This is a genomic window from Streptomyces sp. NPDC103540 (assembly GCF_055584445.1).
Window position 1 is genome coordinate 470,902 of record NZ_JBVJMA010000005.1, and the last position, 24,657, is coordinate 495,558.

Annotated in this window: 23 protein-coding genes and 1 riboswitch; of the genes, 13 read left to right on the plus strand and 10 right to left on the minus strand. The window is 71.2% G+C overall.

Annotation, left to right across the window (positions count from 1 at the left end; translation table 11 throughout):
- Positions 1-195 precede the first annotated feature (195 nt).
- Positions 196-609 (plus strand): ATP-binding protein, encoded by a 414-nt coding sequence (locus ACZ6ZI_RS15480; RefSeq protein ID WP_008741530.1) that lies wholly within the window; start codon positions 196-198, stop codon positions 607-609.
- A gap of 11 nt (positions 610-620) precedes the next feature.
- Positions 621-1,610 (plus strand): RNA polymerase sigma factor SigF, encoded by a 990-nt coding sequence (locus ACZ6ZI_RS15485; RefSeq protein WP_363053427.1) that lies wholly within the window; start codon positions 621-623, stop codon positions 1,608-1,610.
- Between the two features lie 57 nt (positions 1,611-1,667).
- On the opposite strand, the gene ACZ6ZI_RS15490 is transcribed toward ACZ6ZI_RS15485, so the two are convergent.
- Positions 1,668-2,141: a hypothetical protein gene (locus tag ACZ6ZI_RS15490; protein WP_469520423.1), complete on the minus strand. Its 474-nt coding sequence runs from the start codon at positions 2,139-2,141 to the stop codon at positions 1,668-1,670.
- 86 nt (positions 2,142-2,227) lie between these two features.
- Between ACZ6ZI_RS15490 and ACZ6ZI_RS15495 the strand changes: the two genes are divergently transcribed.
- Entirely contained in the window at positions 2,228-3,193 is a 966-nt protein-coding gene (locus tag ACZ6ZI_RS15495; RefSeq protein WP_363053223.1) for a diacylglycerol/lipid kinase family protein, read from the plus strand.
- A gap of 319 nt (positions 3,194-3,512) precedes the next feature.
- A complete protein-coding gene (locus ACZ6ZI_RS15500; RefSeq protein WP_004937597.1) occupies positions 3,513-3,770 on the plus strand; it encodes a WhiB family transcriptional regulator in 258 nt (85 codons plus the stop codon).
- 172 nt (positions 3,771-3,942) lie between these two features.
- Here the strand turns inward: ACZ6ZI_RS15500 and ACZ6ZI_RS15505 are convergent, their stop codons facing one another.
- Positions 3,943-5,412: a sensor histidine kinase gene (locus ACZ6ZI_RS15505; protein WP_363053425.1), complete on the minus strand. Its 1,470-nt coding sequence runs from the start codon at positions 5,410-5,412 to the stop codon at positions 3,943-3,945.
- 503 nt (positions 5,413-5,915) lie between these two features.
- Entirely contained in the window at positions 5,916-6,509 is a 594-nt protein-coding gene (locus tag ACZ6ZI_RS15510; protein WP_469520427.1) for a TetR/AcrR family transcriptional regulator, read from the minus strand.
- Between the two features lie 85 nt (positions 6,510-6,594).
- On the opposite strand from ACZ6ZI_RS15510, the gene ACZ6ZI_RS15515 reads away from it, so the two are divergent.
- Together ACZ6ZI_RS15515 and nagB are read left to right on the plus strand one after the other, a co-directional pair.
- The gene (locus ACZ6ZI_RS15515) at positions 6,595-7,356 is read left to right on the plus strand and encodes an SDR family oxidoreductase (protein WP_469520429.1); all 762 of its coding nucleotides are present in this window, start codon (positions 6,595-6,597) and stop codon (positions 7,354-7,356) included.
- Between the two features lie 174 nt (positions 7,357-7,530).
- A complete protein-coding gene (gene nagB, locus ACZ6ZI_RS15520) occupies positions 7,531-8,316 on the plus strand; it encodes a glucosamine-6-phosphate deaminase (protein ID WP_363053220.1) in 786 nt (261 codons plus the stop codon).
- A gap of 125 nt (positions 8,317-8,441) precedes the next feature.
- On the opposite strand, the gene ACZ6ZI_RS15525 is transcribed toward nagB, so the two are convergent.
- The 4 genes from ACZ6ZI_RS15525 to ACZ6ZI_RS15540 all read right to left on the minus strand — a co-directional run bounded on the left by ACZ6ZI_RS15525 (position 8,442) and on the right by ACZ6ZI_RS15540 (position 13,282).
- Complete coding sequence (locus ACZ6ZI_RS15525) at positions 8,442-9,932, minus strand: glycoside hydrolase family 3 protein (protein ID WP_469520433.1); 1,491 nt, start codon at positions 9,930-9,932, stop codon at positions 8,442-8,444.
- A gap of 6 nt (positions 9,933-9,938) precedes the next feature.
- Positions 9,939-10,775, minus strand: coding sequence for a carbohydrate ABC transporter permease (locus ACZ6ZI_RS15530; protein WP_469520606.1), 837 nt, complete (start codon positions 10,773-10,775; stop codon positions 9,939-9,941).
- 59 nt (positions 10,776-10,834) lie between these two features.
- Positions 10,835-11,854, minus strand: coding sequence for a carbohydrate ABC transporter permease (locus tag ACZ6ZI_RS15535; protein WP_363053218.1), 1,020 nt, complete (start codon positions 11,852-11,854; stop codon positions 10,835-10,837).
- 138 nt (positions 11,855-11,992) lie between these two features.
- Positions 11,993-13,282, minus strand: a complete 1,290-nt coding sequence (locus tag ACZ6ZI_RS15540; protein WP_363053217.1) for an extracellular solute-binding protein — start codon at positions 13,280-13,282, stop codon at positions 11,993-11,995.
- A 289-nt stretch (positions 13,283-13,571) separates the two neighbouring features.
- Between ACZ6ZI_RS15540 and ACZ6ZI_RS15545 the strand changes: the two genes are divergently transcribed.
- From ACZ6ZI_RS15545 to ACZ6ZI_RS15570, 6 genes are all read left to right on the plus strand, one after another.
- Positions 13,572-14,336, plus strand: a complete 765-nt coding sequence (locus ACZ6ZI_RS15545; protein ID WP_363053216.1) for a GntR family transcriptional regulator — start codon at positions 13,572-13,574, stop codon at positions 14,334-14,336.
- Between the two features lie 130 nt (positions 14,337-14,466).
- On the plus strand, positions 14,467-16,677 hold the full coding sequence (locus ACZ6ZI_RS15550) for a carbon starvation CstA family protein (protein ID WP_469520439.1): 2,211 nt from the start codon (positions 14,467-14,469) through the stop codon (positions 16,675-16,677).
- Positions 16,674-16,871 (plus strand): YbdD/YjiX family protein, encoded by a 198-nt coding sequence (locus ACZ6ZI_RS15555; RefSeq protein ID WP_363053214.1) that lies wholly within the window; start codon positions 16,674-16,676, stop codon positions 16,869-16,871. Before ACZ6ZI_RS15550 ends, ACZ6ZI_RS15555 begins: the two co-directional genes overlap by 4 nt.
- A gap of 210 nt (positions 16,872-17,081) precedes the next feature.
- Positions 17,082-17,594, plus strand: a complete 513-nt coding sequence (locus ACZ6ZI_RS15560; protein WP_469520441.1) for a GNAT family N-acetyltransferase — start codon at positions 17,082-17,084, stop codon at positions 17,592-17,594.
- A gap of 41 nt (positions 17,595-17,635) precedes the next feature.
- Positions 17,636-17,770, plus strand: a riboswitch (cobalamin riboswitch).
- A gap of 144 nt (positions 17,771-17,914) precedes the next feature.
- Complete coding sequence (locus tag ACZ6ZI_RS15565; protein WP_469520443.1) at positions 17,915-20,317, plus strand: ribonucleoside-diphosphate reductase subunit alpha; 2,403 nt, start codon at positions 17,915-17,917, stop codon at positions 20,315-20,317.
- Positions 20,317-21,333 (plus strand): ribonucleotide-diphosphate reductase subunit beta, encoded by a 1,017-nt coding sequence (locus tag ACZ6ZI_RS15570; RefSeq protein WP_363053211.1) that lies wholly within the window; start codon positions 20,317-20,319, stop codon positions 21,331-21,333. Before ACZ6ZI_RS15565 ends, ACZ6ZI_RS15570 begins: the two co-directional genes overlap by 1 nt.
- A 162-nt stretch (positions 21,334-21,495) precedes the next feature.
- Here the strand turns inward: ACZ6ZI_RS15570 and ACZ6ZI_RS15575 are convergent, their stop codons facing one another.
- Positions 21,496-21,747 carry a hypothetical protein gene (locus ACZ6ZI_RS15575; RefSeq protein WP_469520447.1) on the minus strand — a complete coding sequence of 84 codons (252 nt, stop codon included), beginning with the start codon at positions 21,745-21,747 and terminating at the stop codon, positions 21,496-21,498.
- 81 nt (positions 21,748-21,828) lie between these two features.
- Between ACZ6ZI_RS15575 and ACZ6ZI_RS15580 the strand changes: the two genes are divergently transcribed.
- Positions 21,829-22,797 (plus strand): helix-turn-helix domain-containing protein, encoded by a 969-nt coding sequence (locus tag ACZ6ZI_RS15580; RefSeq protein WP_469520449.1) that lies wholly within the window; start codon positions 21,829-21,831, stop codon positions 22,795-22,797.
- Between the two features lie 78 nt (positions 22,798-22,875).
- Here the strand turns inward: ACZ6ZI_RS15580 and def are convergent, their stop codons facing one another.
- Both def and ACZ6ZI_RS15590 read right to left on the minus strand, forming a co-directional pair.
- Positions 22,876-23,511, minus strand: coding sequence for a peptide deformylase (def, locus tag ACZ6ZI_RS15585; RefSeq protein WP_363053208.1), 636 nt, complete (start codon positions 23,509-23,511; stop codon positions 22,876-22,878).
- A 57-nt stretch (positions 23,512-23,568) separates the two neighbouring features.
- Complete coding sequence (locus ACZ6ZI_RS15590) at positions 23,569-24,564, minus strand: tetratricopeptide repeat protein (RefSeq protein WP_363053207.1); 996 nt, start codon at positions 24,562-24,564, stop codon at positions 23,569-23,571.
- Positions 24,565-24,657: the final 93 nt, after the last annotated feature.

Below are 24,657 nucleotides of genomic sequence, written 5' to 3' on the forward strand. Positions count from 1 at the left end.
CGCCGGTTCCCCCGAATTGGGCCCGCAGAACCCTAGCCACTGTGCGTACCCATGGGCTTACCATCAGTCACCGGACGGAGGCACGGCCGGCCTGGGGTGCCCTGAATCGGGCGTCATGAGGGGTGCCGCGACACGATCACCCGGATCGCGATAGCGTCACCGGCGAACAGAGCTCGTACCACCTTGGAGGTGAGGGTGTCCCAGATCGCAGGCGAGCCCGGGACCCAGGACTTCGTGGAAGTCCGGCTGCCGGCTGCGGGTGCCTACCTGTCTGTGCTGCGAACGGCCACGGCCGGTCTCGCGGCGCGTTTGGACTTCACCCTCGACGAGATCGAGGACCTCCGCATCGCGGTGGACGAGGCCTGCGCGATCCTGCTCCAGCAGGCCGTGCCCGGCTCCGTCCTCAGTTGCGTCTTCCGTCTCGTGGACGACTCGCTGGAGGTGACCGTCTCCGCGCCGACCACGGACGGACGGGCCCCCGAGCGGGACACGTTCGCGTGGACGGTCCTGTCGGCGCTGGCCGGCAAGGTCGAGGCCACGGTCGAGGAGAACCGGACAGTGAGCATCAGCCTCTACAAACAGCGCGGCGCGGGGCCAGGCCCGGCGTGAGCGGCGGGGAGATCCCGGTGCGGGGCGGGGATCGGCCCCGGGTACGACACGAGGTCGACGGTGGCATCCCGGAGCAGCTGCACGCCCGGCCGCACCCGGCCGGCGCGGATGCGGAAGACGGCTTTTTGGACTCGGCGGAGCGACGGGCGGGCCCTATGAGCGAGAACGAGCAGGACCACACACAGCCACCGGAGGCCGCTGCCACGGCCCCGGCGGTGCCGGCGGGGCCCGTGGCCCTGCCGGATCCGCGGGACCGCAGCGGTGCGCGGGCCCTGTTCTTCGAGCTGCGCGAGCTGCCCGAGGGGTCGGCGGAACGGGCGGAGCTGCGCAACCGGCTGGTCCGGATGCACCTGCCGCTGGTCGAGCACCTGGCGCGGCGCTTCCGCAACCGCGGCGAGCCGTTGGACGACCTGACCCAGGTCGCCACCATCGGCCTGATCAAGTCCGTGGACCGGTTCGACCCGGACCGCGGGGTGGAGTTCTCGACGTACGCCACGCCCACCGTGGTCGGCGAGATCAAGCGGCACTTCCGCGACAAGGGCTGGGCGGTACGGGTCCCCCGCCGCCTCCAGGAGCTGCGGCTCTCCCTGACCACGGCCACGGCGGAGCTGTCGCAGCAGCACGGTCGCTCGCCGACGGTCCACGAGCTGGCGGAACGCCTGGGGATCTCCGAGGAGGAGGTGCTGGAGGGGCTGGAATCGGCCAACGCCTACAGCACGCTCTCCCTGGACGTGCCCGACACCGACGACGAGTCGCCGGCGGTCGCGGACACGCTGGGCTCGGAGGACGAGGCGCTGGAGGGCGTCGAGTACCGCGAGTCCCTCAAGCCGCTGCTGGAGGGACTGCCGCCGCGGGAGAAGAGGATCCTGCTGCTGCGCTTCTTCGGCAACATGACCCAGTCGCAGATCGCGCAGGAGGTCGGCATCTCCCAGATGCACGTCTCCCGGCTGCTGGCCCGCACCCTGGCCCAGCTCCGCGAGAAGCTCCTCGTGGAGGAGTAGGGGGACAGGAGGGTCCGGCCGGACGGTCGGGCCGCCCGGTCGGCGGGCCGCCGGGCGCTACGGCGCCCGGTCGCCGGCGGGGCCGATGCCGAGGGCCTCGGTCGCCGTCGGGTTCACGAGCAGGGCGACCACCGCCACCGCGGCCAGGGCCAGGGCCACCGCCGCGGCGATCATCGCGCCGCCGGTGGTCCACAGGGTCCAGGCCACCGGGAGCGCCATCAGCTGGGTGATCAACGCCGGGCCGCGGCTCCAGCGGCGGCCCAGGCGCAGCCCGTACGCCGCGACCAGCGGGAGCGCGGCGAGCCCGAGCAGGGTCAGGCCACCGGTCTCGGCCTGCTGCGGGGAGTCGGGGTCCCCGGCGATGCCGACGAACAGCATGTAGACGCCGAGGCCCGCCAGGGCCAGGCCCTCCAGGGCGGTGAGCACGGCCGCGACGGCCAGTCGGCGCGGCGGCGCCGGCGGCACCGCGGGTACGGCGACGGGCGCGGCGGCGGGGGCGGTCGGCTTCTTGCGGGGCTGCTTCTTGCTCACCCCAGCAGGGTAGCCGCGCCCCCTCCACCGTCGGAGGGGACCGGTCGGTAGGGGACGCATATGCGGGGGTGGGTAGTCTGGCGGTCATGCGTGCACTCCTCGTGGCCAACCCAGCAGCGACGACCACCAGTGCGCGCACGCGCGACGTCCTCACCCACGCCCTGGCCAGCGAGATGAAGCTGGAGGCGGTGACCACCGAGTACCGGGGGCACGCCCGTGACCTGGGGCGGAAGGCGGCGCACGAGGGGGTGGACCTCGTGGTGGCGCTCGGCGGCGACGGCACCGTGAACGAGGTCGTGAACGGACTGCTGCACGACGGGCCCGATCCGGAGCGGCTGCCGGGACTGGCGGTGGTGCCGGGCGGTTCGACGAACGTGTTCGCCCGCGCGCTCGGTCTGCCGAACGACGCGGTGGAGGCGACCGGCGCCCTGTTGGACGCGCTGCGCGAGCGGCGCGAGCGGACGGTGGGCCTGGGCCTCGCGGCGGGGATCCCGGGGACGGAGGACGAGTCGGCGCCGGCGCGCTGGTTCACCTTCTGCGCGGGCTTCGGCTTCGACGCCGGCGTGGTGGGGCGCGTGGAGCAGCAGCGCGAACGCGGCAAGCGTTCGACGCACGCCCTGTACGTGCGGCAGCTCATGCGGCAGTTCTGGGAGGAGCCGAACCGTCGGCACGGCACGATCACCCTGGAGCGGCCCGGCGCGGATCCGGTCACGGACCTGGTGCTGTCGATAGTCTGCAACACCTCGCCCTGGACGTTTCTCGGCAATCGTCCGCTCTACGCCTCTCCGGAGGCGTCGTTCGATACCGCGCTTGACGTATTGGCCCTCGACCGTTTGTCAACTTCGGCCGTCGCCCGCTACGCCACGCAGCTCCTGACCTCGACTCCTGAGCGCGGTCCGCGGGGCAAGCACGCGGTGTCCCTGCACGATCTGACCGACTTCACCTTGCATTCGAAGGTTCCCCTCCCGTTCCAGATGGACGGGGACCACCTCGGGCTGCGTACCAGCGTTCGGTTCACAGGCGTACGCCGTGCACTGCGTGTGATTGTGTGAGTGGAAGGGCCAAAAGTCCTTCTACTCGAACGTTTACACGCCGGTCCACCCCCAGGAACTAGGGCTGTGACCTAGTAGACACCGACGAATCCAAAAAAACTTTCCGGAAGGGGTTGTATCCCCGTCCGAGGTTTGCGAATCTCTACATGGCGATCGGGACAGCCCGCAGCACCCGGCACCCACACAGAACGCCAGAACCCCTCCACGCATCTCGGACCGCACCAGGCAACTGGGCGTCGGCCCTTCCCTCACGGGGGGATTCGTGAAAGCGTTCACATTCACAAGCAACCTGCCCGCAATACAAGGAGATGGAGCAGCCATGGACTGGCGTCACAACGCCGTTTGCCGCGAGGAAGACCCGGAACTCTTCTTCCCCATCGGCAACACCGGTCCTGCGCTGCTGCAGATCGAGGAAGCCAAGGCCGTCTGCCGCCGTTGCCCCGTCATGGAGCAGTGCCTGCAGTGGGCGCTCGAGTCCGGCCAGGACTCCGGCGTCTGGGGCGGTCTCAGCGAGGACGAGCGCCGCGCCATGAAGCGCCGCGCCGCTCGCAATCGGGCGCGTAACGCCACCGCCTGACATCGACTTTCGAGCCTCGAGCCGCAGCGCGTAGAACCCGTACAAGCGCTCAGCAACGTGCTCTTGAGCCCCGGACCGATCACCATTCGGTCCGGGGCTCAGTGCTGTCCGGGGTCGATCCGGGGAGGTCCGCCGTGCGGGGCCCGTCACCCAGGGTGACGGGCCCGTGAGGTCACTTCTGCGGGCTGGCCGGTACGTCGAGGACCACCCGGGTGCCGCGCGGCTCGGCGCCGACCATGTCGAAGGTGCCGCCGAGCTCGCCCTCCACGAGGGTCCGGACGATCTGGAGACCCAGGTTGCCGGCCCGCTGCGGGTCGAAGCCCTCGGGCAGACCGCACCCGTCGTCCACCACCGTGATCAGCAGCCGGGCGTCGGCGCGGCCGGTGCCCGAGCGGACGGCGGACACCTCGACCCGGCCGCCCTCCCCCTGGGTGAAGGCGTGTTCCAGCGCGTTCTGGAGGATCTCGGTCAGCACCATCGACAGCGGAGTGGCGACCTCCGCGTCCAGGATCCCGAACCGGCCGGTACGCCGGCACTCCACCTTGCCGGGCGAGATCTCGGAGACCATCGCGATCACACGGTCGGCGATCTCGTCGAACTCCACCCGCTCGTCGAGGTTCTGAGAGAGCGTCTCGTGCACGATCGCGATCGATCCGACGCGGCGCACCGCCTCGTTCAGCGCCTCGCGAGCCTGCGGCGAATCCATCCGTCGCCCCTGGAGCCGCAAGAGCGCGGCCACCGTCTGGAGGTTGTTCTTCACCCGGTGGTGGATCTCCCGGATGGTCGCGTCCTTGGTGATCAGTTCGCGTTCGCGACGGCGCAGTTCGGTGACGTCGCGGCACAGGACGAGGGAGCCGATCCGGGTGCCCTTGGGCTTGAGCGGGATGGCGCGCAGCTGGATCACGCCGCCGTTGCCCTCCACCTCGGTCTCCCGGGGGGCCCAACCGCTGGCGAGCTTCACGATCGCCTCGTCCACCGGGCCGCGGGTCGGGGCGAGTTCGGCGGTGGTGGTGCCCAGGTGCTGGCCGACGAGGTCGGCCGCGAGGCCCAGGCGGTGGTAGGCGGAGAGCGCGTTCGGGGACGCGTACGTCACCACGCCCTCGGCGTCGAGCCGCATGAGGCCGTCGCCGGCGCGCGGGGAGGCGTCCATGTCGACCTGCTGGCCGGGGAACGGGAAGGAGCCCGCGGCGATCATCTGGGCGAGGTCGGAGGCGGACTGGAGGTAGGTCAGCTCCAGTCGGCTCGGTGTACGCACAGTGAGCAGATTGGTGTTGCGCGCGATCACGCCGAGGACGCGGCCCTCGCGGCGGACGGGGATGGACTCGACGCGGACCGGCACCTCCTCGCGCCACTCCGGGTCGCCCTCGCGCACGATGCGGCCCTCGTCGAGGGCGGCGTCGAGCAGCGGGCGGCGTCCGCGCGGCACCAGGTGGCCGACCATGTCGTCCTGGTAGGAGGTGGGGCCGGTGTTGGGGCGCATCTGCGCGACCGACACGTACCGGGTGCCGTCGAGGGTGGGGACCCAGAGCACGAGGTCGGCGAAGGACAGGTCGGAGAGCAGCTGCCACTCCGAGACCAGCAGATGGAGCCACTCCAGGTCGGTTTCACTGAGAGCGGTGTGCTGGCGTACGAGGTCGTTCATGGAGGGCACGTTGCGAGCGTACCCCGGGTACGGGGATGACTTTTCCCACGGCGAATACTCAGGAGTATCCAGGAAGGGCACAGTCCGCGTACTGTTGGAGGAAGTGACGGGTCGGTAGTGCCCGCCATTGGATGGACAGAACAGATTGGTCTAGTCCACAATTACGTCAAGCTTCCGCCCTCCCCGCACAGGAGGACGGATCGAGGTAACCGCGCGCTCTGCCCTGACCGCGCAGGCACCTCCCACCGACCACCGGGAACCGCACACCCGATGGTCGTTAGTACTCCGGGCTACGGTGCCGGATGGGTTGAGGGTCCCGTCCTGCACCGTGGCCCAGAGGAATTTACGGGCCCGAATCGCCCATTTCCCGCACGGCGCCGCCCCCGTGGAATTCCCGCGGGTCGCCTCTCCGAATTCCGGACGATCTTCCCGGCGCTCCCGGCCCCCACCCGCGTTCCCGGCCCCCGCCCGCGCTCCCGGCAATCGCCCGCGCGCCGCTCGTCCTACCGCGGCCAGGCCAGCAGCGCCAGCTCCGCGACGGCCTCCAGCTCCCGCCGACTCGCGCCGTCGCGGGACTGCTGGGACATCCCCTGGAGCACCGCGCCGGCGTACCGGGCCAGGGCCCGCGCGTCGGTGTCGGCGGGCAGGGCTCCCGTGGCGACGTCCGCGCGGATGCGGCTCTCGAACAGCTCCAGGTTGGCGTTGCGCCGCTCGCGCAGGGCCTCGGCCACCTCCTCGGAGGTGGTGTTGACCGCCGCGCTGATGACCATGCAGCCCGGCGGGTGGGCGGGGTCGGTGTAGATCTCGGCCGCCTCGCGCAGGATCCGGCCCACGGCCGCGCGGGCGGTGGGCTCCTCGGCGAGCGCGACGGCCGCGAAGTCGCCGTAGCGGCCTCCGTAGACCACCACGACCTCGTCGAAGAGCTTGCGCTTGTCGCCGAAGGCGGCGTAGAGGCTGGGGGCGCCGATGCCCAGGGCGCGGGTCAGGTCGGCGATGGACGTCGCCTCGTAGCCGTGCTCCCAGAAGGCGAGCATCGCCTTGTCGAGGGCGGCGTCGCGGTCGAAGGAGCGGGGCCTGCCGCGCTGTCCGGTCACCATGGAACAGATTCTATAGCGGACGCTAGGGAATCTGGTACGGTCCTTTCTGTAGCGACCACTAGCGATTTCTGGAGGGGGGCGCGTCATGGGCGTGCTCAAGGGGAAGACGGCACTGGTCACGGGCGGCAGCCGCGGCATCGGGCGGGCCGTCGCGAGGCGACTGGCACGGGACGGGGCCCTGGTGGCGGTGCACTACGGGCACGACGCGGCGGCCGCGCGGGAGACCGTCGAGGGGATCGAGGCGGCCGGGGGCCGGGCCTTCGCCCTGAAGGCGGAACTCGGGGTGCCCGGGGACGCGCGGGCGCTGTGGGCGGCGTACGAGGCCCATCCGGAGCACACGGAGGGGGTGGACATCCTGGTGAACAACGCCGGGGCCGCGACCTTCGCGGGCATCGCGGAGACGGACGAGGAGGCCTACGAGCGCGTCCAGGCGCTCAACGCCCGGGCGCCCTTCTTCGTGATCCGCCAGGGGCTGGACCGGCTGCGCGACGGGGGCCGGATCGTCAACGTGACCGGCACCCCCGACATCGCCCTGCCGGCGATCCTGGCCACCGTGATGGCGAAGGGCGCGGTCAACGCGCTGACGGTGTCCCTGGCCGCCGCGCTCGCGCCGCGCGGGATCACGGTGAACTCGGTGGGGCCCGGCATCACGGAGACCGACCTGAACGCGGCCTGGCTGGCCGATCCGCAGGCCCGCGCCCACGCCGCCTCGCGGTCCGTCTTCGACCGCGTCGGCACCGCCGAGGAGGTCGCGGACGTGGTGGCCTTCCTGGCCTCGCCGGACTCCCGGTGGATGACCGGGCAGCACCTCGCGGCCACGGGCGGACTCCAGCTCGCCCTGCTCTGACCGCCCCGCCCGAACGGGCGCGGGAGGAGGGCTACAGGGGCGCCGGAGGCTGGTGGCGGCGGGGGTGGTTCGGGACCACGATGGAAGGGGCGCGGAGCCGCCACGAGCGGCCCGGCTCTGCTAGATTGGTCTATACCACAATGACCGGACCCCTCTCAGATCGGCAGGCCCCGCGTGGAAGTTGTCATCGTCCCGGACGCCAAGGCAGGCGGCGAGCTCATCGCGGAGGCCATCGCCGCCCTGGTCCGCCGCAAGCCCGACGCCCTGCTCGGCGTGGCGACCGGCTCTACCCCGCTGCCCATCTACGAGGCCCTCACCGCCCTGGTCGCGGCCGGCCGGGTCGACGCCTCCGCGGCCCGCATATGCCAGCTCGACGAGTACGTCGGACTGCCGGCCGGGCACCCCGAGTCCTACCGGGCCGTGGTGCTCCGCGAGGTCGTCGAGCCCCTGGGCCTGCCCGAGTCCTCCTTCATGGGCCCCGACGGCTCGGCCGAGGACGTCCAGGCCGCCTGCGTGGCCTACGACGCGGCGCTGGCCGCCGCCGGCGGGGTGGACCTCCAGATCCTCGGCATCGGCACGGACGGGCACATCGGCTTCAACGAGCCCTGCTCCTCCCTCGCCTCCCGCACCCGCATCAAGACGCTGACGCAGCAGACGCGCGTGGACAACGCCCGCTTCTTCGACGACGACATCGACCAGGTGCCCCACCACGTCATCACCCAGGGCATCGGCACCATCCTCGACGCCCGCCACCTGGTGCTCCTGGCCACCGGCGAGGGCAAGGCCGAGGCCGTCGCCCAGACCGTCGAGGGCCCGCTGTCGGCGCTGGTGCCGGCCTCCGCGCTCCAGCTGCACCCGCACGCGACCGTCGTCGTCGACGAGGCCGCCGCCTCCAAGCTGAAGCTGGCCGACTACTTCCGCCAGACCTACGCCGACAAGCCCTCCTGGCAGGGTCTGTAGGCACGAAGGGCCGCCCTCGCGCGGCCCGCGGCACGCCGAAGGGCCGGGCCCCCCTCCTCGGGGGCCCGGCCCTTCGCGTGTGCCCCGATCCCGCCTGACCCGCGGGACCGGAAGGGTGACGCCCCCTACGGGACGCGGACGCCCGCGACGACCTCGGCGGCGGCCCGGCCGCACACGCGGGAGGCGCCGTGCGTGGCGACGTACAGCGCCCCGCGCGGCTCCGCGCGCGGCACGCCCATCTCCACGACCACCGTCTGCGGCCGGGCCGCGACCAGCGCGTCCAGGGCCTCGGTCATCCACGGGTGACGGTGCGCGTCGCGCACGACCGCGACGACGGTGCGCTCCCCCGCCGCGGCGAGGACCTGCTCGGCCGTCGCGCCCTCGGGGTAGGTGCCCGCCTCGGTGTCCGGCACCAGCGCGGCCAGCTCGGCCGCGACGCCCCAGGGGGTCTCGTCGCCGACCGCGATGTTCGCGACGGGCGCGAGCGTGGCGACGTACGGGGCGACGACGGGGGTCGGCTCCCCGGAGACGACCAGCGCGCGGCGGGCCGCCGTCAGGCCGATGCCGGACGCGCCGCTCCCCTCCGGCAGCGCGTCCGGCCGGGCCCGGCGGGTCCATTCGGCGAGGGCGCGCACCCGGGCGGCGGCGTCGGCGAGCCGCTCCTCCGAGAGCGCGCCCTCGCGTACGGCGGCGACCAGCGCGTCGCGCAGACGCAGCACGGTCGCCTCGTCGGCGAGGCCCCCGCCGACGCAGATCGCGTCGGCGCCGGCCGCGATGGCGAGCACGGATCCGCGCTCGATGCCGTACGTCCCGGCGATGGCGTTCATCTCCATGCCGTCGGTGACGATCAGGCCCTCGTAGCCGAGCTCCTTGCGCAGCAGACCGGTGAGGATCTGCGGGCTGAGGGTGGCCGGGCGGGTCGGGTCGAGGGCGGGCACCAGGATGTGGGCGCTCATGACGGCCTTGGTGCCGGCCTCGATGGCCGCCCTGAAGGGGACCAGCTCGCGGGCCTGGAGGGTGTCGAGGTCCACGTCGATGCGGGGCAGCGCGTGGTGCGAGTCGACGTTGGTGTCGCCGTGGCCCGGGAAGTGCTTGGTGCAGGCGGCGACGCCGGCGGCCTGGAGGCCCTCGACCCAGGCGGCGGTGTGCCGGGCGGCGAGGCCGGTGTCGGCGCCGAAGGACCGTACGCCGATCACCGGGTTGTCGGGGTTGGAGTTGACGTCCGCGGACGGGGCCCAGTTGAGGTTGACCCCGCACTCGGCCAGGCGCCGGCCCAGCTCGCGGGCGACGTCGCGGGTCAGCGCGGTGTCGTCGACGGCGCCGAGCGCCAGGTTGCCGGGGAAGGACGAACCGCCCTGGACCTCCAGGCGGGTGACGTCGCCGCCCTCCTCGTCGATGGCGACGAGGACGTCCTCGCGCTCGCGGCGCAGCTGCGCGGTGAGGGCGGCGAGCTGCTCGGGGGAGGCGATGTTGCGGCCGAAGAGGCCGACGGCCGTCAGGCCCTCGCCGACCTGGCGCAGCAGCCAGGCGGGGGCGGTGGTGCCCTCGAAGCCGGGCTGGAGGACCGCGAGCGCGTCGCGGGTCAACGTATCCGTGCGGTGCGCAAGGACAGTCATGTGCCGTTATCCCTTCACGGCGCCGGCGGTCATGCCGCCGACGGCCTTGCGCTGGAGGAAGATGAAGATGAGCAGGACCGGGACCGCGAACAGCGAGGACGCGGCCATGGTGGCGCCCCAGTCGTTGCCGAAGGCGGTCTTGAACTCGGTCAGCCACAGCGGGAGGGTCTGCGCGGTCTTGTCCTTGCTGAGGATCAGGACCATCGCGAACTCGTTCCAGGCGGTGATGAAGCCGAAGAGCGAGGTGGACATCAGGCCGGGGGCCAGCAGGGGGAAGATCACCTTGCGGAAGGCCTGGCCGCGGGTGCAGCCGTCGATCTGGGCGGCCTCCTCCAGGGTCTCCGGGACGGCGGCGATGAAGCCGCGCAGGGTCCAGATGGTGAAGGGGAGGACCATCACGAAGTAGATGGCGGTCAGCACGCCGATGTTGTTCAGCATCTCGGCGTCGCGGACGATCATGTACATCGCGATGACCATGACCTCCCAGGGGGCCATCTGCGCCATCATCACGGCGAGGACGAGGCCCTTGCGGCCCTTGAAGCGCATGCGGGCGATGGCGAAGCTCGCGGCGAGGGCGACGAGCAGGGCCAGCAGGACGGCGCCGACGGTGACGACGAGGCTGTTGGTGACGTACGTCCAGAAGTTGTCGACACCGGTGGCCTTCGTGAAGTTCTCCAGCGTCGGTGTGAAGACGAAGACCGGGTCCTTGGTGAGGATCTCGCTCGACGGCTTGAGCGACGAGGAGAACATCCAGTAGACGGGGAAGACGAAGACGAAGGCCAGCAGGACGGCGCCGACGTTCTTGGCGACGGTGCCGGGGCGCAGCGGGCGACGGGTGCGCAGCTGCTGCGCGGGCTCGGCGGACGGCTGGGAAGGCGCCGGCTTCGGGGCGGTGGTGGTGCTCACTGCTCCTCCTCCTGCTTCAGGATCAGGCGGAAGTAGAAGGACATGACGACGATGAGGATCAGGATCGTCAGGACGGAGATCGCGGCGGCCAGGCCGTAGTGGAACTGGCTCTGGCCCTCGACGTAGGCGAAGACCGGGAGGATCTCGGAGGCGCGGTCGGGGCCGCCCTTGTTCATGGCGTAGACCTGGGTGAAGGCCTTGAAGACCCAGATCACCTCGAGGAAGGTGGTGATCAGGAAGAAGGGCTTGAGCTGCGGGAAGACGACCTTCCAGAAGGTCTGCCAGCCGTTGGCCCCGTCCATGCGGGCGGCCTCGTACAGCTCGGCGCCGACCGTGGTGAGGCCCGCGTACATGTTGAGGGCGACGAAGGGGATGGATCCCCAGACCACCAGGATCGTGACGATCACCAGGGTGGACAGGCCCGTCTCGAACCAGTTGTGCTGGTCGTAGCCCGCGAAGCCGGCCGAGCGCATCACCCAGTTGATGACGCCGAACTGCTCGTCGAAGAGCCACTGGAACACCTGGACGGAGGCGACGATCGGCATGGCCCAGGCCATCACCAGCGCCATCGACAGGACCAGGCGCATCCACTTGCCGAGCCGGTTGAGCAGGATGCCGACGAGGCTGCCGATCAGCATGATCAGGGCGACGTTGGCGAGGGTGAAGCCGAAGCTGCGCAGGACCACGGTCCAGAAGTTCGAGTCACCGAGCAGCTGGGTGTAGTTGTCCAGGCCGGCCCACGGGTACTCGCGCCGCACGAACTCGATCCGGTTGATGTCCTGGAAGGACAGGATCACGTTCTTGATCAGCGGGTACAGCAGCAGGGTCGCCAGGCTGAGGACCGCGGGCAGGATCAGCAGGTACGGCAGCCACCCCGAGGGCAGCGACTTTCTGGTCCCGCGAGGAGACGGACGACTGGGGCCGGTCGCGGCGTCGGGCGCCTTCGGCCGGCCGGCGGACTTCAGTGGTGCGTCCTGTGGAGCGCTGGTCGTCGCTCCCTGGGAGTGCACGGTCATGTCTGGGCTTCCTCGCGGTTGACTGTGGAGTCAAATGCGCGACCGGGGGCGCGGCAGACGCTGCGGGGCGCCTGCCGCACCCCCCGGTGCGATCACACTGCTGGGTACTGCGGGTGGTGCGGGTACTGCGGGGTGGGACTACTTGTTGATGCGGTTCGCGATTTCCTTGTCCGCGTCCGCGCCCGCCTTGGCGGCGTCCTCACCCTTCAGGACCTTGGTCATGAACTCCTTGATGGGGTTCGGCTCGGTCTCGACGTTCGCCCAGCCGGCGGTGACCGGGGTGATCTTGCCGGAGGTGGCGGCCTTGGCCATCGACTCGGCGAAGGAGCCCGGGGCCGAGGCGAAGTTCGCCGCGGTCTGGTTGGGGAGCAGCGCGCCCTCGGTGGCGGTGGCGTACTTGGTCATCTGCTCCTTGCCGGCGGCGAGGGCCAGCCACTCCTTGGCGAGGGCCTTGTTCTTGGAGCGCTCGGCCACGGCGAGGTTCGAGCCGCCGAGGAAGACGGAGCCCGGCTTGTCGGCGGTCTTGCCCGGGATCGGGAAGTAGCCGAAGTCGCCTTCCTTGCCCGCTTCCTTCAGGGCCTTCAGCGCGCCCTGGGCCTCCCAGCCGAGACCGATCCAGGAGGAGACGCCACCCTTGGGGATGATGTCGGTGGACTGCTGCGGGGTGGCCTCGTCCTTGTCCTTGGGGGCCGTGGAGAAGGACTGGAGCTTCTTGTAGAAGTCCATGGCGGAGGCGGCCTGCGGGGTGCTCAGCTGGCCCTTCCACTTGCCGCCGTCCTTGACGGCGAGGTCGCCGCCCTCGTCCCAGACGAAGCCGGCGAGGATGTACCAGCTCTGGCCGGGGAGGTAGATCGGCTGGGCGGACGGGTCCGAGGCCTTCAGCTTCTCCAGGCCGGCCACCCACTCGTCGCGGGTCTTCGGCGCGGTGATGCCGGCCTTCTCGTAGGCCTTCTTGTCGTAGATGACGACGCGGTTGGCGGCGTACCACGGGGCGGCGTACAGCTTGCCGTCGACCTCGGCGGAGGCGGTCATGCCCTTCGACCAGGCGTCGGCGCCGAGCTTGGCCTTGTCGCCGGACAGGTCGGCGAGGCCACCGGTGACCGCGTAGCCGACGGTCTGGGTGTTGCCGAGCTCAAGGACGTCCGGCGGGTTGTTCTCGGAGAGGGCCGTGGTGACCTTCTCCTGGATGCCCGTCCACTTCTGCTCCTCGACCTTGACCGTCACACCGGGGTGCTTGGCCGAGAACTCCTTGTTGACCTCGTCGATCCACGCCTTCGGTGCGGAGCCGTCCATCACCCAGACGGTGATCTCCTTGGCCGCGCCACCCGACGCGTCGGCCTTCGCCTTGTCGTCGCCGCCGTTGCCGCACGCCGCGACACCGACCATCATTCCCACGACACCGACCGCCGCAATGAGCTTGCGCTTCACGCCACCCTCCTCAGGGATGCTGCCTGCAACTTCCCTCGCCCGCCGCGGTGACGTACCAAGTACTGCCCGTGGGGCCGGGATCTGATCCATATTGGTGTAGACCAGTACCCGGAGCTTGGCCTAGACCTTTAGGGGTGTCAAGGGTCTAATGAGCGGGTGCTCGGTCCGTTATCGGACCGACACCTGGGGGAGGGAGGAGGCCTGTCCGCCCACCCGTGTCACCATGTGACCGCACATATCGGAGGAGCCGGTGACGGCAGCGAAACTGGAGTCGGGAAGGCGGGCGGCGATGTCCACCGAAGGGGCGACCACGGAGCCGGAAGGCGGGGCAGCCACTCGCACGGCGCGTGTGCCCAAGTACTACCGACTCAAGCGGCACTTGCTCGACATGACCGAAACGCTCCCCCCCGGCACCCCCGTGCCGCCGGAGCGTACCCTCGCGGCCGAGTTCGACACCTCCCGGACCACCGTCCGACAGGCGCTCCAGGAGCTCGTCGTCGAGGGCCGGCTGGAGCGCATCCAGGGCAAGGGCACCTTCGTGGCCAAGCCCAAGGTCTCCCAGCCCCTCCAACTCTCCTCCTACACGGAGGACATGCGCGCCCAGGGCCTGGAGCCCACCTCCCAGCTCCTCGACATCGGCTACGTGACCGCCGACGACACCCTCGCCGGACTCCTCAAGATCGCCACCGGCGGGCGGGTCCTGCGCATCGAGCGGCTGCGCCTGGCCAGCGGCGAACCGATGGCCATCGAGACCACCCACCTGTCCGCCAAGCGCTTCCCCGCGCTGCGCCGCTCCCTGGTCAAGTACACGTCCCTCTACACCGCCCTCGCCGAGGTGTACGACGTCCGGCTCGCCGAGGCCGAGGAGACCATCGAGACCTCGCTCGCCACCCCGCGCGAGGCGGGACTGCTGGGCACGGACGTCGGCCTGCCGATGCTGATGCTCTCGCGCCACTCGCTCGACGCCGACGGCGAACCGGTCGAATGGGTGCGTTCGGTGTATCGCGGCGACCGTTACAAGTTCGTGGCCCGTCTTCAGAGGCCCACTCCGTAGCGGGCGGTTGACTCTCCTTCGACCCCCGGTGGACGCTCGTACCGCTATACGGACGGGGACTTACATCCACCGGTCAAGTCCCCGTAGATTCCCTGCGCTTACGCAGATGATCAACGAGGGGACGAGGATCATGCCGGAAACGGAAGCAACAGGGACGGATCGGGCGCCGACATCGGCTGCGGGGCGACTCACCCCGCAGTCGATCGCCATATGGGTGCTCGTCGCGCTCGTCGGGGCCATCGGCTGGGGCGTGCTGGCGCTCTCACGGGGCGAGGAGATCTCGGCCGCCTGGCTCTTGGCCGCCGCGCTGGGCTCGTACGCCATCGGCTACCGCTTCTACTCCCGCTTCATCTCCCACCGCGTCCTGAAGGTGGACAAGACGCGGGCCACCCCCGCCGAACGCCTTGACAACGGTGTCGACTTCCACCCGACCGACCGGCGCGTGCTCTTCGGCCACCACTTCGCCGCCGTCGCCGGCGCGGGCCCCCTGGTCGGGCCCGTCCTCGCCGCGCAGATGGGCTACCTGCCGGGCACCATCTGGATCGTCGCGGGCGTGATCTTCGCCGGCGCCGTCCAGGACATGGTGACGCTGTTCTTCTCCACCCGGCGCGACGGGCGCTCCCTCGGCCAGATGGCCCGGGACGAGATCGGCCCCGTCGGCGGGGCCGCCGCCCTGGTCGCCGTGTTCGCCATCATGATCATCCTGCTGGCGGTGCTCGCGCTCGTCATCGTCAACGCCCTGGCCCACTCGCCCTGGGGCGTCTTCTCCATCGGCATGACGATCCCGATCGCCCTCTTCATGGGCGTGTACCTGCGCGTCCTGCGACCGGGCCGGGTCACCGAGGTCTCCGTCATCGGCGTGGCGCTGCTGCTCCTCGCGATCGTCGCGGGCGGCTGGGTCGCCGAGTCCTCCTGGGCGGACACCTTCACCCTGGAGAAGGAGACGCTGGTCATCTGGATGATCGTGTACGGGTTCTTCGCGTCGGTGCTGCCGGTGTGGCTGCTGCTCGCGCCCCGCGACTACCTGTCCACCTTCATGAAGGTCGGCACCATCGCCCTCATGGCGCTCGGCGTGGTCCTGGCCATGCCCACGCTGAAGATGCCCTCGGTCACCGACTTCGCCGCGCGCGGCGACGGCCCGGTCTTCGCCGGGTCGATGTTCCCGTTCGTCTTCATCACCATCGCCTGCGGCGCCCTGTCGGGCTTCCACTCGCTGGTCTCCTCCGGCACCACGCCGAAGATGATCCAGAAGGAGACCCAGGTCCGGGTCATCGGCTACGGCGCCATGCTCACCGAGTCCTTCGTCGCCGTCATGGCGGTGATAGCCGCGAGCATCATCGAGCCCGGCCTGTTCTTCGCGGTGAACTCCCCCGGCGGCGTCATCGGCGCCACCGTGCAGAGCGCCTCGACGGCGGTGACCAACTTCGGCTTCGCCATCTCGCCGGAGGCCCTCGCGCAGGCGGCGAAGGACGTCGAGGAGGCGAGCCTGCTCTCCCGCACCGGCGGCGCGCCGACCTTCGCACTCGGAATGTCGGAGATCTTCTCCGCCGTCATCGGCGGAGCGGGCATGAAGGCGTTCTGGTACCACTTCGCCATCATGTTCGAGGCCCTCTTCATCCTGACCACGGTCGACGCGGGCACCCGTGTCGGACGGTTCATGCTCCAGGACACCCTCGGCAACGTGCACAAGTCCTTCAAGGACGTCAGCTGGAAGCCCGGCGTCTGGCTGGCCAGCGCGATCGTCGTCGGCGGCTGGGGCTACTTCCTGTGGGTCGGCGTGAAGGACCCGCTGGGCGGCATCAACCAGCTGTTCCCGCTCTTCGGGATCGCGAACCAGCTGCTCGCGGCCGTGGCCCTGGCCGTCTGCACCACCCTGCTGATCAAGTCCGGCCGGCTCAAGTGGGCCTGGGTCACGGGCGTCCCGCTGGCCTGGGACGTGGCCGTCACCCTCACCGCCAGCTACCAGAAGATCTTCTCGGACGACGTGAAGGTCGGCTTCTTCGCCCAGCGCGACAAGTACCAGGGCGGCATCGACGCCGGGAAGGTCCTGCCGCCCGCCAAGAACATGGACGAGATGCACACCGTGGTCACCAACGCCACGGTCGACGGCGTCCTGTCCGTGCTCTTCGCCGTGCTGATCGTCATCGTGCTGCTGGACGCCGCCCGGACCTGCTTCAAGGCCATCGCCGACCCGGCCTCCGTACGCCTGTCCGAGGTGCCGTGGACCGAGTCGAAGATCGTCGCCCCGGCCGGGCTGATCGCCACCGCCGAGGAGAAGGCCGAACTCGCCGCCGCAGGCCTCGACGGGGGCGGCGGCCGGGTCAAGGAACCGGTCGCGTGAGCGGGGTGCGCGGGGCGCTGGCGAAGGCCCGGTTCTTCGTACGGGAGTTCTCGGGCGAGGCGGCGTACGACCGCTACGTCGCCCACGCCCGCGCGCACGACCCCGAGGCCGAGGTCATGACCCGTCGGGCCTTCGAACGGGCCCGCACCGACGCCCGCGAGGCGGACCCCCGCGAGGGCTTCCGCTGCTGCTGAGCGGCCGTCCGCACGCCGCGTGCGGACGGTACGCGCACGGCCCCGAGGGGCCGCCACAGGGCCCCGCCGCCCCCACCCGGGGCGGCGGGGCCCCGCCGCGCGAACGCCGCGCCGCACGACCCTCCGCGCCGCCTCCGGGGTCGTTTCCCGGGCCGCTCCCCGCCATCCCGGCCCCCCACGACCGGCCGCCCCTGACGCACACTCGACGGCATGGACATCGTGATCAGAACGGCCGAACCCGCCGACTACGCGGAGCTCGGCGACATCACCGCCCGGGCCTACCTCGACGACGGCCTCCTGGACGGCAACACCGACGACTCCTACGAGCGGGCGCTGCGCGACGTCGCCGGCCGGGCGGCCGACGCCGAGGTGCTCGTGGCCACCCTGGACGGCGTCCTGCTCGGCGGGGTGACCTTCGCCCCGCCCGGCAGCCGCATGGCCGACATCGCCGGGCCCGACGAGGCCGAGTTCCGGATGCTGACCGTGGCCCGCGCCGGACGCGGCCGGGGCGCCGGCGAGGCCCTCGTGCGGGCCTGCGTCGGGCGCGCCCGCGCCCTCGACGGCGTCACCCGACTGGTGCTCTCCACCCAGGCCCAGAGCCCCGCCGCGCACCGGATCTACGAGCGGCTGGGCTTCGTACGGACCCCCGAACGGGACTGGGCCCCGGTCCCCACCGTGCCCCTGCTCACCTACGCCCTGGAGCTGTACGCCCCCGAGCAGTAGCCGCGCCGACACAACATGTGGGGGCTACAGCATCGGGGCGCCCCCACATGTATGCTCATGGCTGCTGTCGCCGCAGGGGAATCCGGTGCGAATCCGGAACTGTCCCGCAACGGTATGACGTATGCCATTTCGGTGTACTCGCGAGTCCGAGGACCTGCCGACAGCGCGCCCGGCTCGACCGATCCGGGTGCCGACCACGTCCGGGCCTCGCGGTTGGGCCGGTGGACGCCATGCGGTGTGTCGCGATCCGTCGCGCCCGCGTGCGCCCGCTCGCGCCCCGCCCCGCCGATGACCGGGCCGAGCGAGGGAGAGCTCCCCCCGTGACCATCGCGCCTGCCGCACCGCGCGCCGAGTCCGACCAGCCCGCAGCCGCAACCGAGGGCGGGGGCCCCGGTGCCGCGCTGCTGCGCACCCTCACCGAGCTGACGGCCGACCTTCCCGACACCGACCCGGGCCGGGTCGCCGCCGCCGCCCTGCGCGGGCGCAGCTCCGTCGCGGACGAGGCCGAGCTGCGGGGGCTCGCCACGGAGGCCGCGGCCGGCCTCATCTCGGAGGACCCGGCGTACTCCCGCCTCGCCGCCCGCCTGTTGACGCTGGCCGTGGCCGACGAGGCCGCGAGCCAGGGCTCCGTCTCCTTCGCCGAATCCGTCGCCGTCGGCCACCGCGAGGGCCTGATCGCCGACCGCACCGCCGAGTTCGTCGCCGCGCACGCGGCCCGGCTGAACTCCCTCGTCGAGCACGCCCTCGCCGAGGGCGCGGACGACCGCTTCGGCTTCTTCGGCCTGCGCACCCTGCACAGCCGCTACCTGCTGCGCCACCCCATCACCCGCCAGGTGATCGAGACCCCGCAGTTCTTCATGCTGCGCGTGGCCTGTGGTCTCGCCGAGAACGACACGGTCCAGGCCGTCGAGGAAGTGGCCTCGCTCTACCGGCTGATGAGCCGCCTCGACTACCTGCCGTCCTCCCCCACGCTGTTCAACTCCGGCACCCGCCACCCGCAGATGTCCTCCTGCTACCTGCTGGACTCCCCGCTGGACGAGCTGGACTCGATCTACGACCGCTACCACCAGGTCGCCCGCCTCTCCAAGCACGCCGGCGGCATCGGTCTGTCGTACTCGCGCATCCGGGCCCGCGGCTCCCTGATCCGCGGCACGAACGGCCACTCGAACGGCATCGTCCCGTTCCTGAAGACCCTCGACGCCTCCGTCGCGGCCGTGAACCAGGGCGGTCGCCGCAAGGGCGCGGCCGCCGTCTACCTGGAGACCTGGCACGCGGACATCGAGGAGTTCCTGGAGCTCCGCGACAACACGGGTGAGGACCAGCGCCGCACCCACAACCTGAACCTCGCCCACTGGGTGCCGGACGAGTTCATGCGCCGCGTGAACGCCGACGCCGACTGGTCGCTGTTCTCCCCCTCCGACGTCCCCGAGCTGGTCGACCTGTGGGGCGACGAGTTCGACGCCGCCTACCGCAAGGCCGAGGCGGACGGGCTGGCCCGCAAGACCATGCCCGCCCGCGACCTGTACGGGCGGATGATGCGCACCCTCGCGCAGACCGGTCAGGGCTGGATGACCTTCAAGGACGCCTCGAACCGCACGGCGAACCAGACCGCCGAGCCGGGCACCGTCGTCCACTCCTCGAACCTCTGCACCGAGATCATCGAGGTCACCAACGACGGCGAGACCGCCGTCTGCAACCTCGGTTCGGTCAACCTCGGCGCCTTCGTGCTCACCGAGACCGGTGAGATCGACTGGGAGCGGCTGGACGAGACCGTCCGCACGGCCGTCACCTTCCTCGACCGCGTCGTGGACATCAACTTCTACCCGACCGAGCAGGCCGGCCGCTCCAACTCGCGCTGGCGTCCGGTGGGCCTGGGCGCGATGGGTCTCCAGGACGTCTTCTTCAAGCTGAAGATGCCCTTCGACTCCCCCGAGGCGAAGGCCCTGTCGACCCGGCTGGCCGAGCGCATCATGCTCGCCGCCTACGAGGCCTCCTGCGACCTCGCCGAGCGCAGCGGCCCGCTCCCGGCCTGGGAGCAGACCCGCACCGCCCGCGGCGTCCTGCACCCGGACCACTACGACGTCGAGCTGAACTGGCCCGAGCGCTGGGACGCCCTGCGCGCCCGCGTGGCGAAGAGCGGCATGCGCAACTCGCTGCTGCTGGCCATCGCCCCGACGGCGACGATCGCCTCGATCGCGGGCGTGTACGAGTGCATCGAGCCGCAGGTCTCCAACCTGTTCAAGCGCGAGACCCTCAGCGGTGAGTTCCTCCAGGTCAACGGCTACCTGGTGGAGGAGCTGAAGAAGCTCGGCGTGTGGGACGCCCAGACCCGCGAGGCGCTGCGCGACTCGTCCGGCTCCGTCCAGGGCTTCGGCTGGATCCCGGCCGAGGTCCGCGAGCTGTACCGCACGGCGTGGGAGATCCCGCAGCGCGGTCTGATCGACATGGCGGCCGCCCGTACGCCGTTCCTGGACCAGGCGCAGTCGCTGAACCTGTTCCTGGAGACGCCCACCATCGGCAAGCTCAGCTCGATGTACGCGTACGCCTGGAAGCAGGGTCTGAAGACCACGTACTACCTGCGGTCGCGCCCGGCGACGAAGATCGCCCGCGCCGCCTCCGGCAGCGCCGTCCCGGCCGCCGCCACCCCCCTCCCGCAGGCCGTCGACGCCGACGCGCTTGCCTGCTCCCTTGAGAACCCCGAGTCCTGCGAGGCCTGCCAGTAATGAGCTCCACGGAAAAGAAGAACCTGCTCGACCCGGGCTTCGAACTGACCCTGCGTCCCATGCGCTACCCGGACTTCTACGAGCGCTACCGGGACGCGATCAAGAACACCTGGACCGTCGAGGAGGTCGACCTCCACTCGGACGTCGCCGACCTGGCGAAGCTGACGCCGGCCGAGCAGCACATGATCGGCCGTCTGGTCGCGTTCTTCGCGACGGGTGACTCGATCGTCTCGAACAACCTGGTGCTGACGCTCTACAAGCACATCAACTCCCCGGAGGCGCGCCTGTACCTGTCGCGCCAGCTGTTCGAGGAGGCCGTGCACGTCCAGTTCTACCTGACGCTGCTGGACACCTACCTGCCCGACCCGGACGACCGCGCGGCCGCCTTCGACGCGGTCGAGGAGATCCCGTCGATCCGCGAGAAGGCGCAGTTCTGCTTCAAGTGGATGGACTCGGTCGAGAAGATCGAGCGGCTGGAGACGGCCGCCGACCGCCGCCGCTTCCTGCTGAACCTGATCTGCTTCGCGGCGTGCATCGAGGGCCTGTTCTTCTACGGTGCCTTCGCCTACGTGTACTGGTTCCGCTCGCGCGGTCTGCTGCACGGTCTGGCGACCGGTACGAACTGGGTCTTCCGCGACGAGACCATGCACATGAACTTCGCCTTCGAGGTCGTGGACACGGTCCGCAAGGAGGAGCCGGAGCTGTTCGACGACGCCCTCCAGCAGCAGGTCACCGACATGCTGAAGGAGGCCGTGGAGGCGGAGCTGCAGTTCGGCCGCGACCTGTGCGGCGACGGCCTGCCGGGCATGAACACCGAGTCGATGCGCGAGTACCTGGAGTGCGTCGCGGACCAGCGTCTGGTGCGCCTGGGCTTCCCGCCGGTGTACGGCTCGCAGAACCCGTTCTCGTTCATGGAGCTCCAGGGCGTCCAAGAGCTGACGAACTTCTTCGAGCGCCGTCCGTCGGCCTACCAGGTCGCGGTCGAGGGCACGGTCGACCTGGACGAGGACTTCTAGGGGTTCCAGGAGTTTCGAGGCGGCCGCACCCCCGGGTGTGACGGGAGCCGGGACGCGAGGTGATCGCGTCCCGGCTCCTTCGCGTCCGGGCTCCTTCGCGTTCCGGCTCCTTCGCGGCCCGGGCCTTCGCGTCCCGGGCCGACGGCGTCCGCCACGGCCGCGTCAGTGGGCGAGGCGTCCCCGCCGCCAGGCCCCGGGGCGCCGACCGTACCGGGCGAGCCGGGCGAGCGGGCCGCGCCGGCGCGGGGTGGGCGGCAGGCCTCCCGCCCGCTGCCCCGGCAGCCACACGCGCCGGCTCTCGACGGCCCGCAGCTGCCGGTCGATGCGCCGGTCGCGCAGGACTCCGTAGAGGCCGGGGGCGAGCAGCGGGACGGCGAGGGCGAGGACGGCGAGGTAGCTCAGGAACGTGTTCATGTCTCCACTGTCGCCCCGCCCGCACCACCCGGCCAGTGGCAGGACTGTCACCAAAGAACGAATTACTGCCACACTGGGGGCATGCTGACCAATGTGGCGGTGGCGCTCGTCGACGAGGTGGCGCCCTTCGAGTTCGGGATCTTCTGCGAGGTCTTCGGGATGGACCGGAGCGAGCAGGGCCTGCCGGTGTACGACTTCGCCGTGTGCGCGGCCGAGGACGGCCCGCTGACCATGGCCGACGTGGGCTTCGCGATCACTCCGCAGTACGGGTTGGAACGCCTGGAGGAGGCGGACCTGATCTGCCTGCCCGCCGACCGGAGGGCGCCCGTGCGCGCGTACCCCGAGCCCCTCCTCGACGCCCTGCGGCGGGCCGTGGACCGGGGCGCGCGGGTGCTCAGCGTGTGCGGCGGGGCCTTCGTCCTGGGCGCGGCCGGGCTGCTGGACGGCCGGCGCTGCACCACCCACTGGATGCACGCCCCGGCGCTGAAGCGCCGCTTCCCGCGCGCCGTGGTCGACCCGGACGTCCTCTACGTCGACGAGGGGCCGGTGATCACCGCCGCCGGCACCGCTTCGGGCATCGACGCCTGCCTGCACGTGGTGCGCCAGGAGCACGGGGCCGAGGTGGCCAACACCATCGCCCGGCGGATGGTCGTACCGCCCCACCGCGACGGCGGCCAGGCGCAGTTCATCCGGCACCCGCTGCCGCGCACCTCCTGCGACACGGTCGGCGAGGTCCTCGGTTGGATGGCCCGCCACCTCGCGGAGGAGATCACCGTCGAGCAGCTCGCGGAGCGCGCGCACATGTCCCCGCGCACCTTCGCCCGCCGCTTCCAGCAGGAGACGGGCACCACCCCCTACCAGTGGGTGCTGCGCCAACGGGTGCTCCTCGCGCAGGAGCTGCTGGAGTCCTCCGACGAGACCGTCGACGCCATCGCCGGCCGCAGCGGCTTCGGCGGCGCCGCCGCCATGCGCCACCACTTCCTGCGCACCCTGGGCACCACCCCGAACGCCTTCCGCCGCACCTTCCGGGGGCCGCGCGCGGTGGCCTGACCCCGCCGAGCGCGCGCGAGGGCCCCGCTCCGGATGCCGGAGCGGGGCCCTCGTACGCGGTACGGGCGGGCGCCCGGATCAGTCGTTGGGGACGATCTCGTAGCGCGGGGTGTTCTCGGCCATCTGCCGCAGGGCGTCCTTGCGGTCGCGCTTCGAGAGGCGGTCGATGTACAGGTAGCCGTACAGGTGGTCGGTTTCGTGCTGGAGGCAGCGCGCGAAGTAGCCGGTGCCGCGGACCTTGATCGGGTTGCCCTGGGCGTCCTGGCCGGTCACCTCGGCGTAGTCCGGGCGGGCCAGGGAGGCGTAGGCGGTCGGGACCGACAGGCAGCCCTCGTTCGAGTCGTCCAGCACGCGCGAGCCGGCCGGCTGCTCGACGAGCTTCGGGTTGACGACGACACCGGTGTGGCGCGCTCCCTCGTCGTCCGGGCAGTCGTAGACGAAGACCTTCGCGTCCACGCCGATCTGGTTCGCGGCCAGGCCCACGCCCTCGGCGGTCTTCTGGCTGGCGAACATGTCGTCGATCAGGCGGGCCAGGTCGTCGCCGAACTCGGTGACGTCCTTGCACTCCCGGTGCAGCACCGGGTTGCCGACCACCGTGATCGGGCGGGACGTGCCGCGCTCGCGGTAGGCGAGTTCACGCGCCTCACAGTCCTCGGTGTCCACGACGTAGCCCTCGTCGTCGACCGGGACAACCTGGTTCTCCTGCTGCGCCATGTCCGCCGTACGCCTTCCTCAAGTCACCGATGTGCCGGTACAGCCTACGGCCCAGCCTCAGCAGACTTCTTCGAGATCCCGCCACTCACGACTGTCGGGGCTGTCCGCGACCCAGCCGTCGAGCAGTCCGCGCACCAGACCGGCGGGCGCCGCGATGCCGCATTCGCGCTCGGGCACCCACAGGGAGCCGGAGCCGGCCGTACGGTGGCCCAGCGGTCCGGGGTGCCCCGGTTCGCTGTGGTCGTGCGGGTCCTGGCGGTCCTCCTCGCCCTCGCCGCTCGGCATCGCGCTCTCCGAACACGTCCGGCACAGCAGCCGGACCGACGAGGACCAGTCCTCGGCGGCGAAGCCCGCGTCCGAGGCCAGCTGCTCCAGGGCGTCGCGGTCCTCCTCGGTGGCCGCCTCCAGCAGCACCACCCAGGTCGGCACCGGAGAGGGCGCCCACAGCTCGATCTCGTCGAAGACCGGGTACGAGGGACCGGCCGCGGTGACCCGCTCGCCGTGCGGCACCCCGTCGTGCAGGACGACCTCGCCCCAGCGCCGCCCCGAGGAGGGCAGCGGGATGGACAGGACCTCCATGCGGGCTGGATCCAACCTGCGGCCCCACACGACCTCGGCCTCGCCCTCGGGCGACAGCCGGACCGCCGCGCTGCCCAGTTCCATGCCCACCGGCTCGCCGGTGCCGGCCGCGCTGTGCGGGTCGCCGGGCACCTTCAGCCCGTACGCCTGCCAGGCCCGTCGGGCCAGCGGCCAGTCCTGGAGCGCGGTCGCGGCGATGCCCACGTTCCACCAGTCGGGGGCGCCCGTCTCCCGGTCCAGCAGGGCCACGGCCCGCAGGCCGGCGGCCCGCGCCTGCTCCCAGTCGTGCCGGAACTTGTGCAAAAGGGCCAGGTTGAACCAGGACTCGGACAACCAGGGTTCCAGATCGGCCGCTCTGGTCAGGAGCGCGCCCGCGTCCTCGTACCGACCGTCGCCGATCAGCGTGAACGCGCGGTCGGTGGCCTGCCGCCACGAGGCGGAGGGCCGATGCCGTACCTTCCCGAAGATCCTCACGATTCCCGCCTGCCGGTCCCACGGTGCAGCCTTGCGGACACCCTCACGGACACTCTTACTGCATCCAACCATGCCCGCTCGGACGGCCGCTCA

Coding starts and splice junctions, on each gene's coding strand:
- def (WP_363053208.1), bottom strand. CDS start 23,511: ATGGCGCAGCAGGAGAACCAGGTTGTCCCGGTCGACGACGAGGGCTAC.
- ACZ6ZI_RS15570 (WP_363053211.1), top strand. CDS start 20,317: ATGAGCTCCACGGAAAAGAAGAACCTGCTCGACCCGGGCTTCGAACTG.
- ACZ6ZI_RS15575 (WP_469520447.1), bottom strand. CDS start 21,747: ATGAACACGTTCCTGAGCTACCTCGCCGTCCTCGCCCTCGCCGTCCCG.
- ACZ6ZI_RS15535 (WP_363053218.1), bottom strand. CDS start 11,854: ATGACCGTGCACTCCCAGGGAGCGACGACCAGCGCTCCACAGGACGCA.
- ACZ6ZI_RS15545 (WP_363053216.1), top strand. CDS start 13,572: ATGTCCACCGAAGGGGCGACCACGGAGCCGGAAGGCGGGGCAGCCACT.
- ACZ6ZI_RS15505 (WP_363053425.1), bottom strand. CDS start 5,412: ATGAACGACCTCGTACGCCAGCACACCGCTCTCAGTGAAACCGACCTG.
- ACZ6ZI_RS15495 (WP_363053223.1), top strand. CDS start 2,228: ATGCGTGCACTCCTCGTGGCCAACCCAGCAGCGACGACCACCAGTGCG.
- ACZ6ZI_RS15560 (WP_469520441.1), top strand. CDS start 17,082: ATGGACATCGTGATCAGAACGGCCGAACCCGCCGACTACGCGGAGCTC.
- ACZ6ZI_RS15525 (WP_469520433.1), bottom strand. CDS start 9,932: ATGACTGTCCTTGCGCACCGCACGGATACGTTGACCCGCGACGCGCTC.
- ACZ6ZI_RS15550 (WP_469520439.1), top strand. CDS start 14,467: ATGCCGGAAACGGAAGCAACAGGGACGGATCGGGCGCCGACATCGGCT.
- ACZ6ZI_RS15510 (WP_469520427.1), bottom strand. CDS start 6,509: ATGGTGACCGGACAGCGCGGCAGGCCCCGCTCCTTCGACCGCGACGCC.
- ACZ6ZI_RS15580 (WP_469520449.1), top strand. CDS start 21,829: ATGCTGACCAATGTGGCGGTGGCGCTCGTCGACGAGGTGGCGCCCTTC.
- ACZ6ZI_RS15500 (WP_004937597.1), top strand. CDS start 3,513: ATGGACTGGCGTCACAACGCCGTTTGCCGCGAGGAAGACCCGGAACTC.
- ACZ6ZI_RS15515 (WP_469520429.1), top strand. CDS start 6,595: ATGGGCGTGCTCAAGGGGAAGACGGCACTGGTCACGGGCGGCAGCCGC.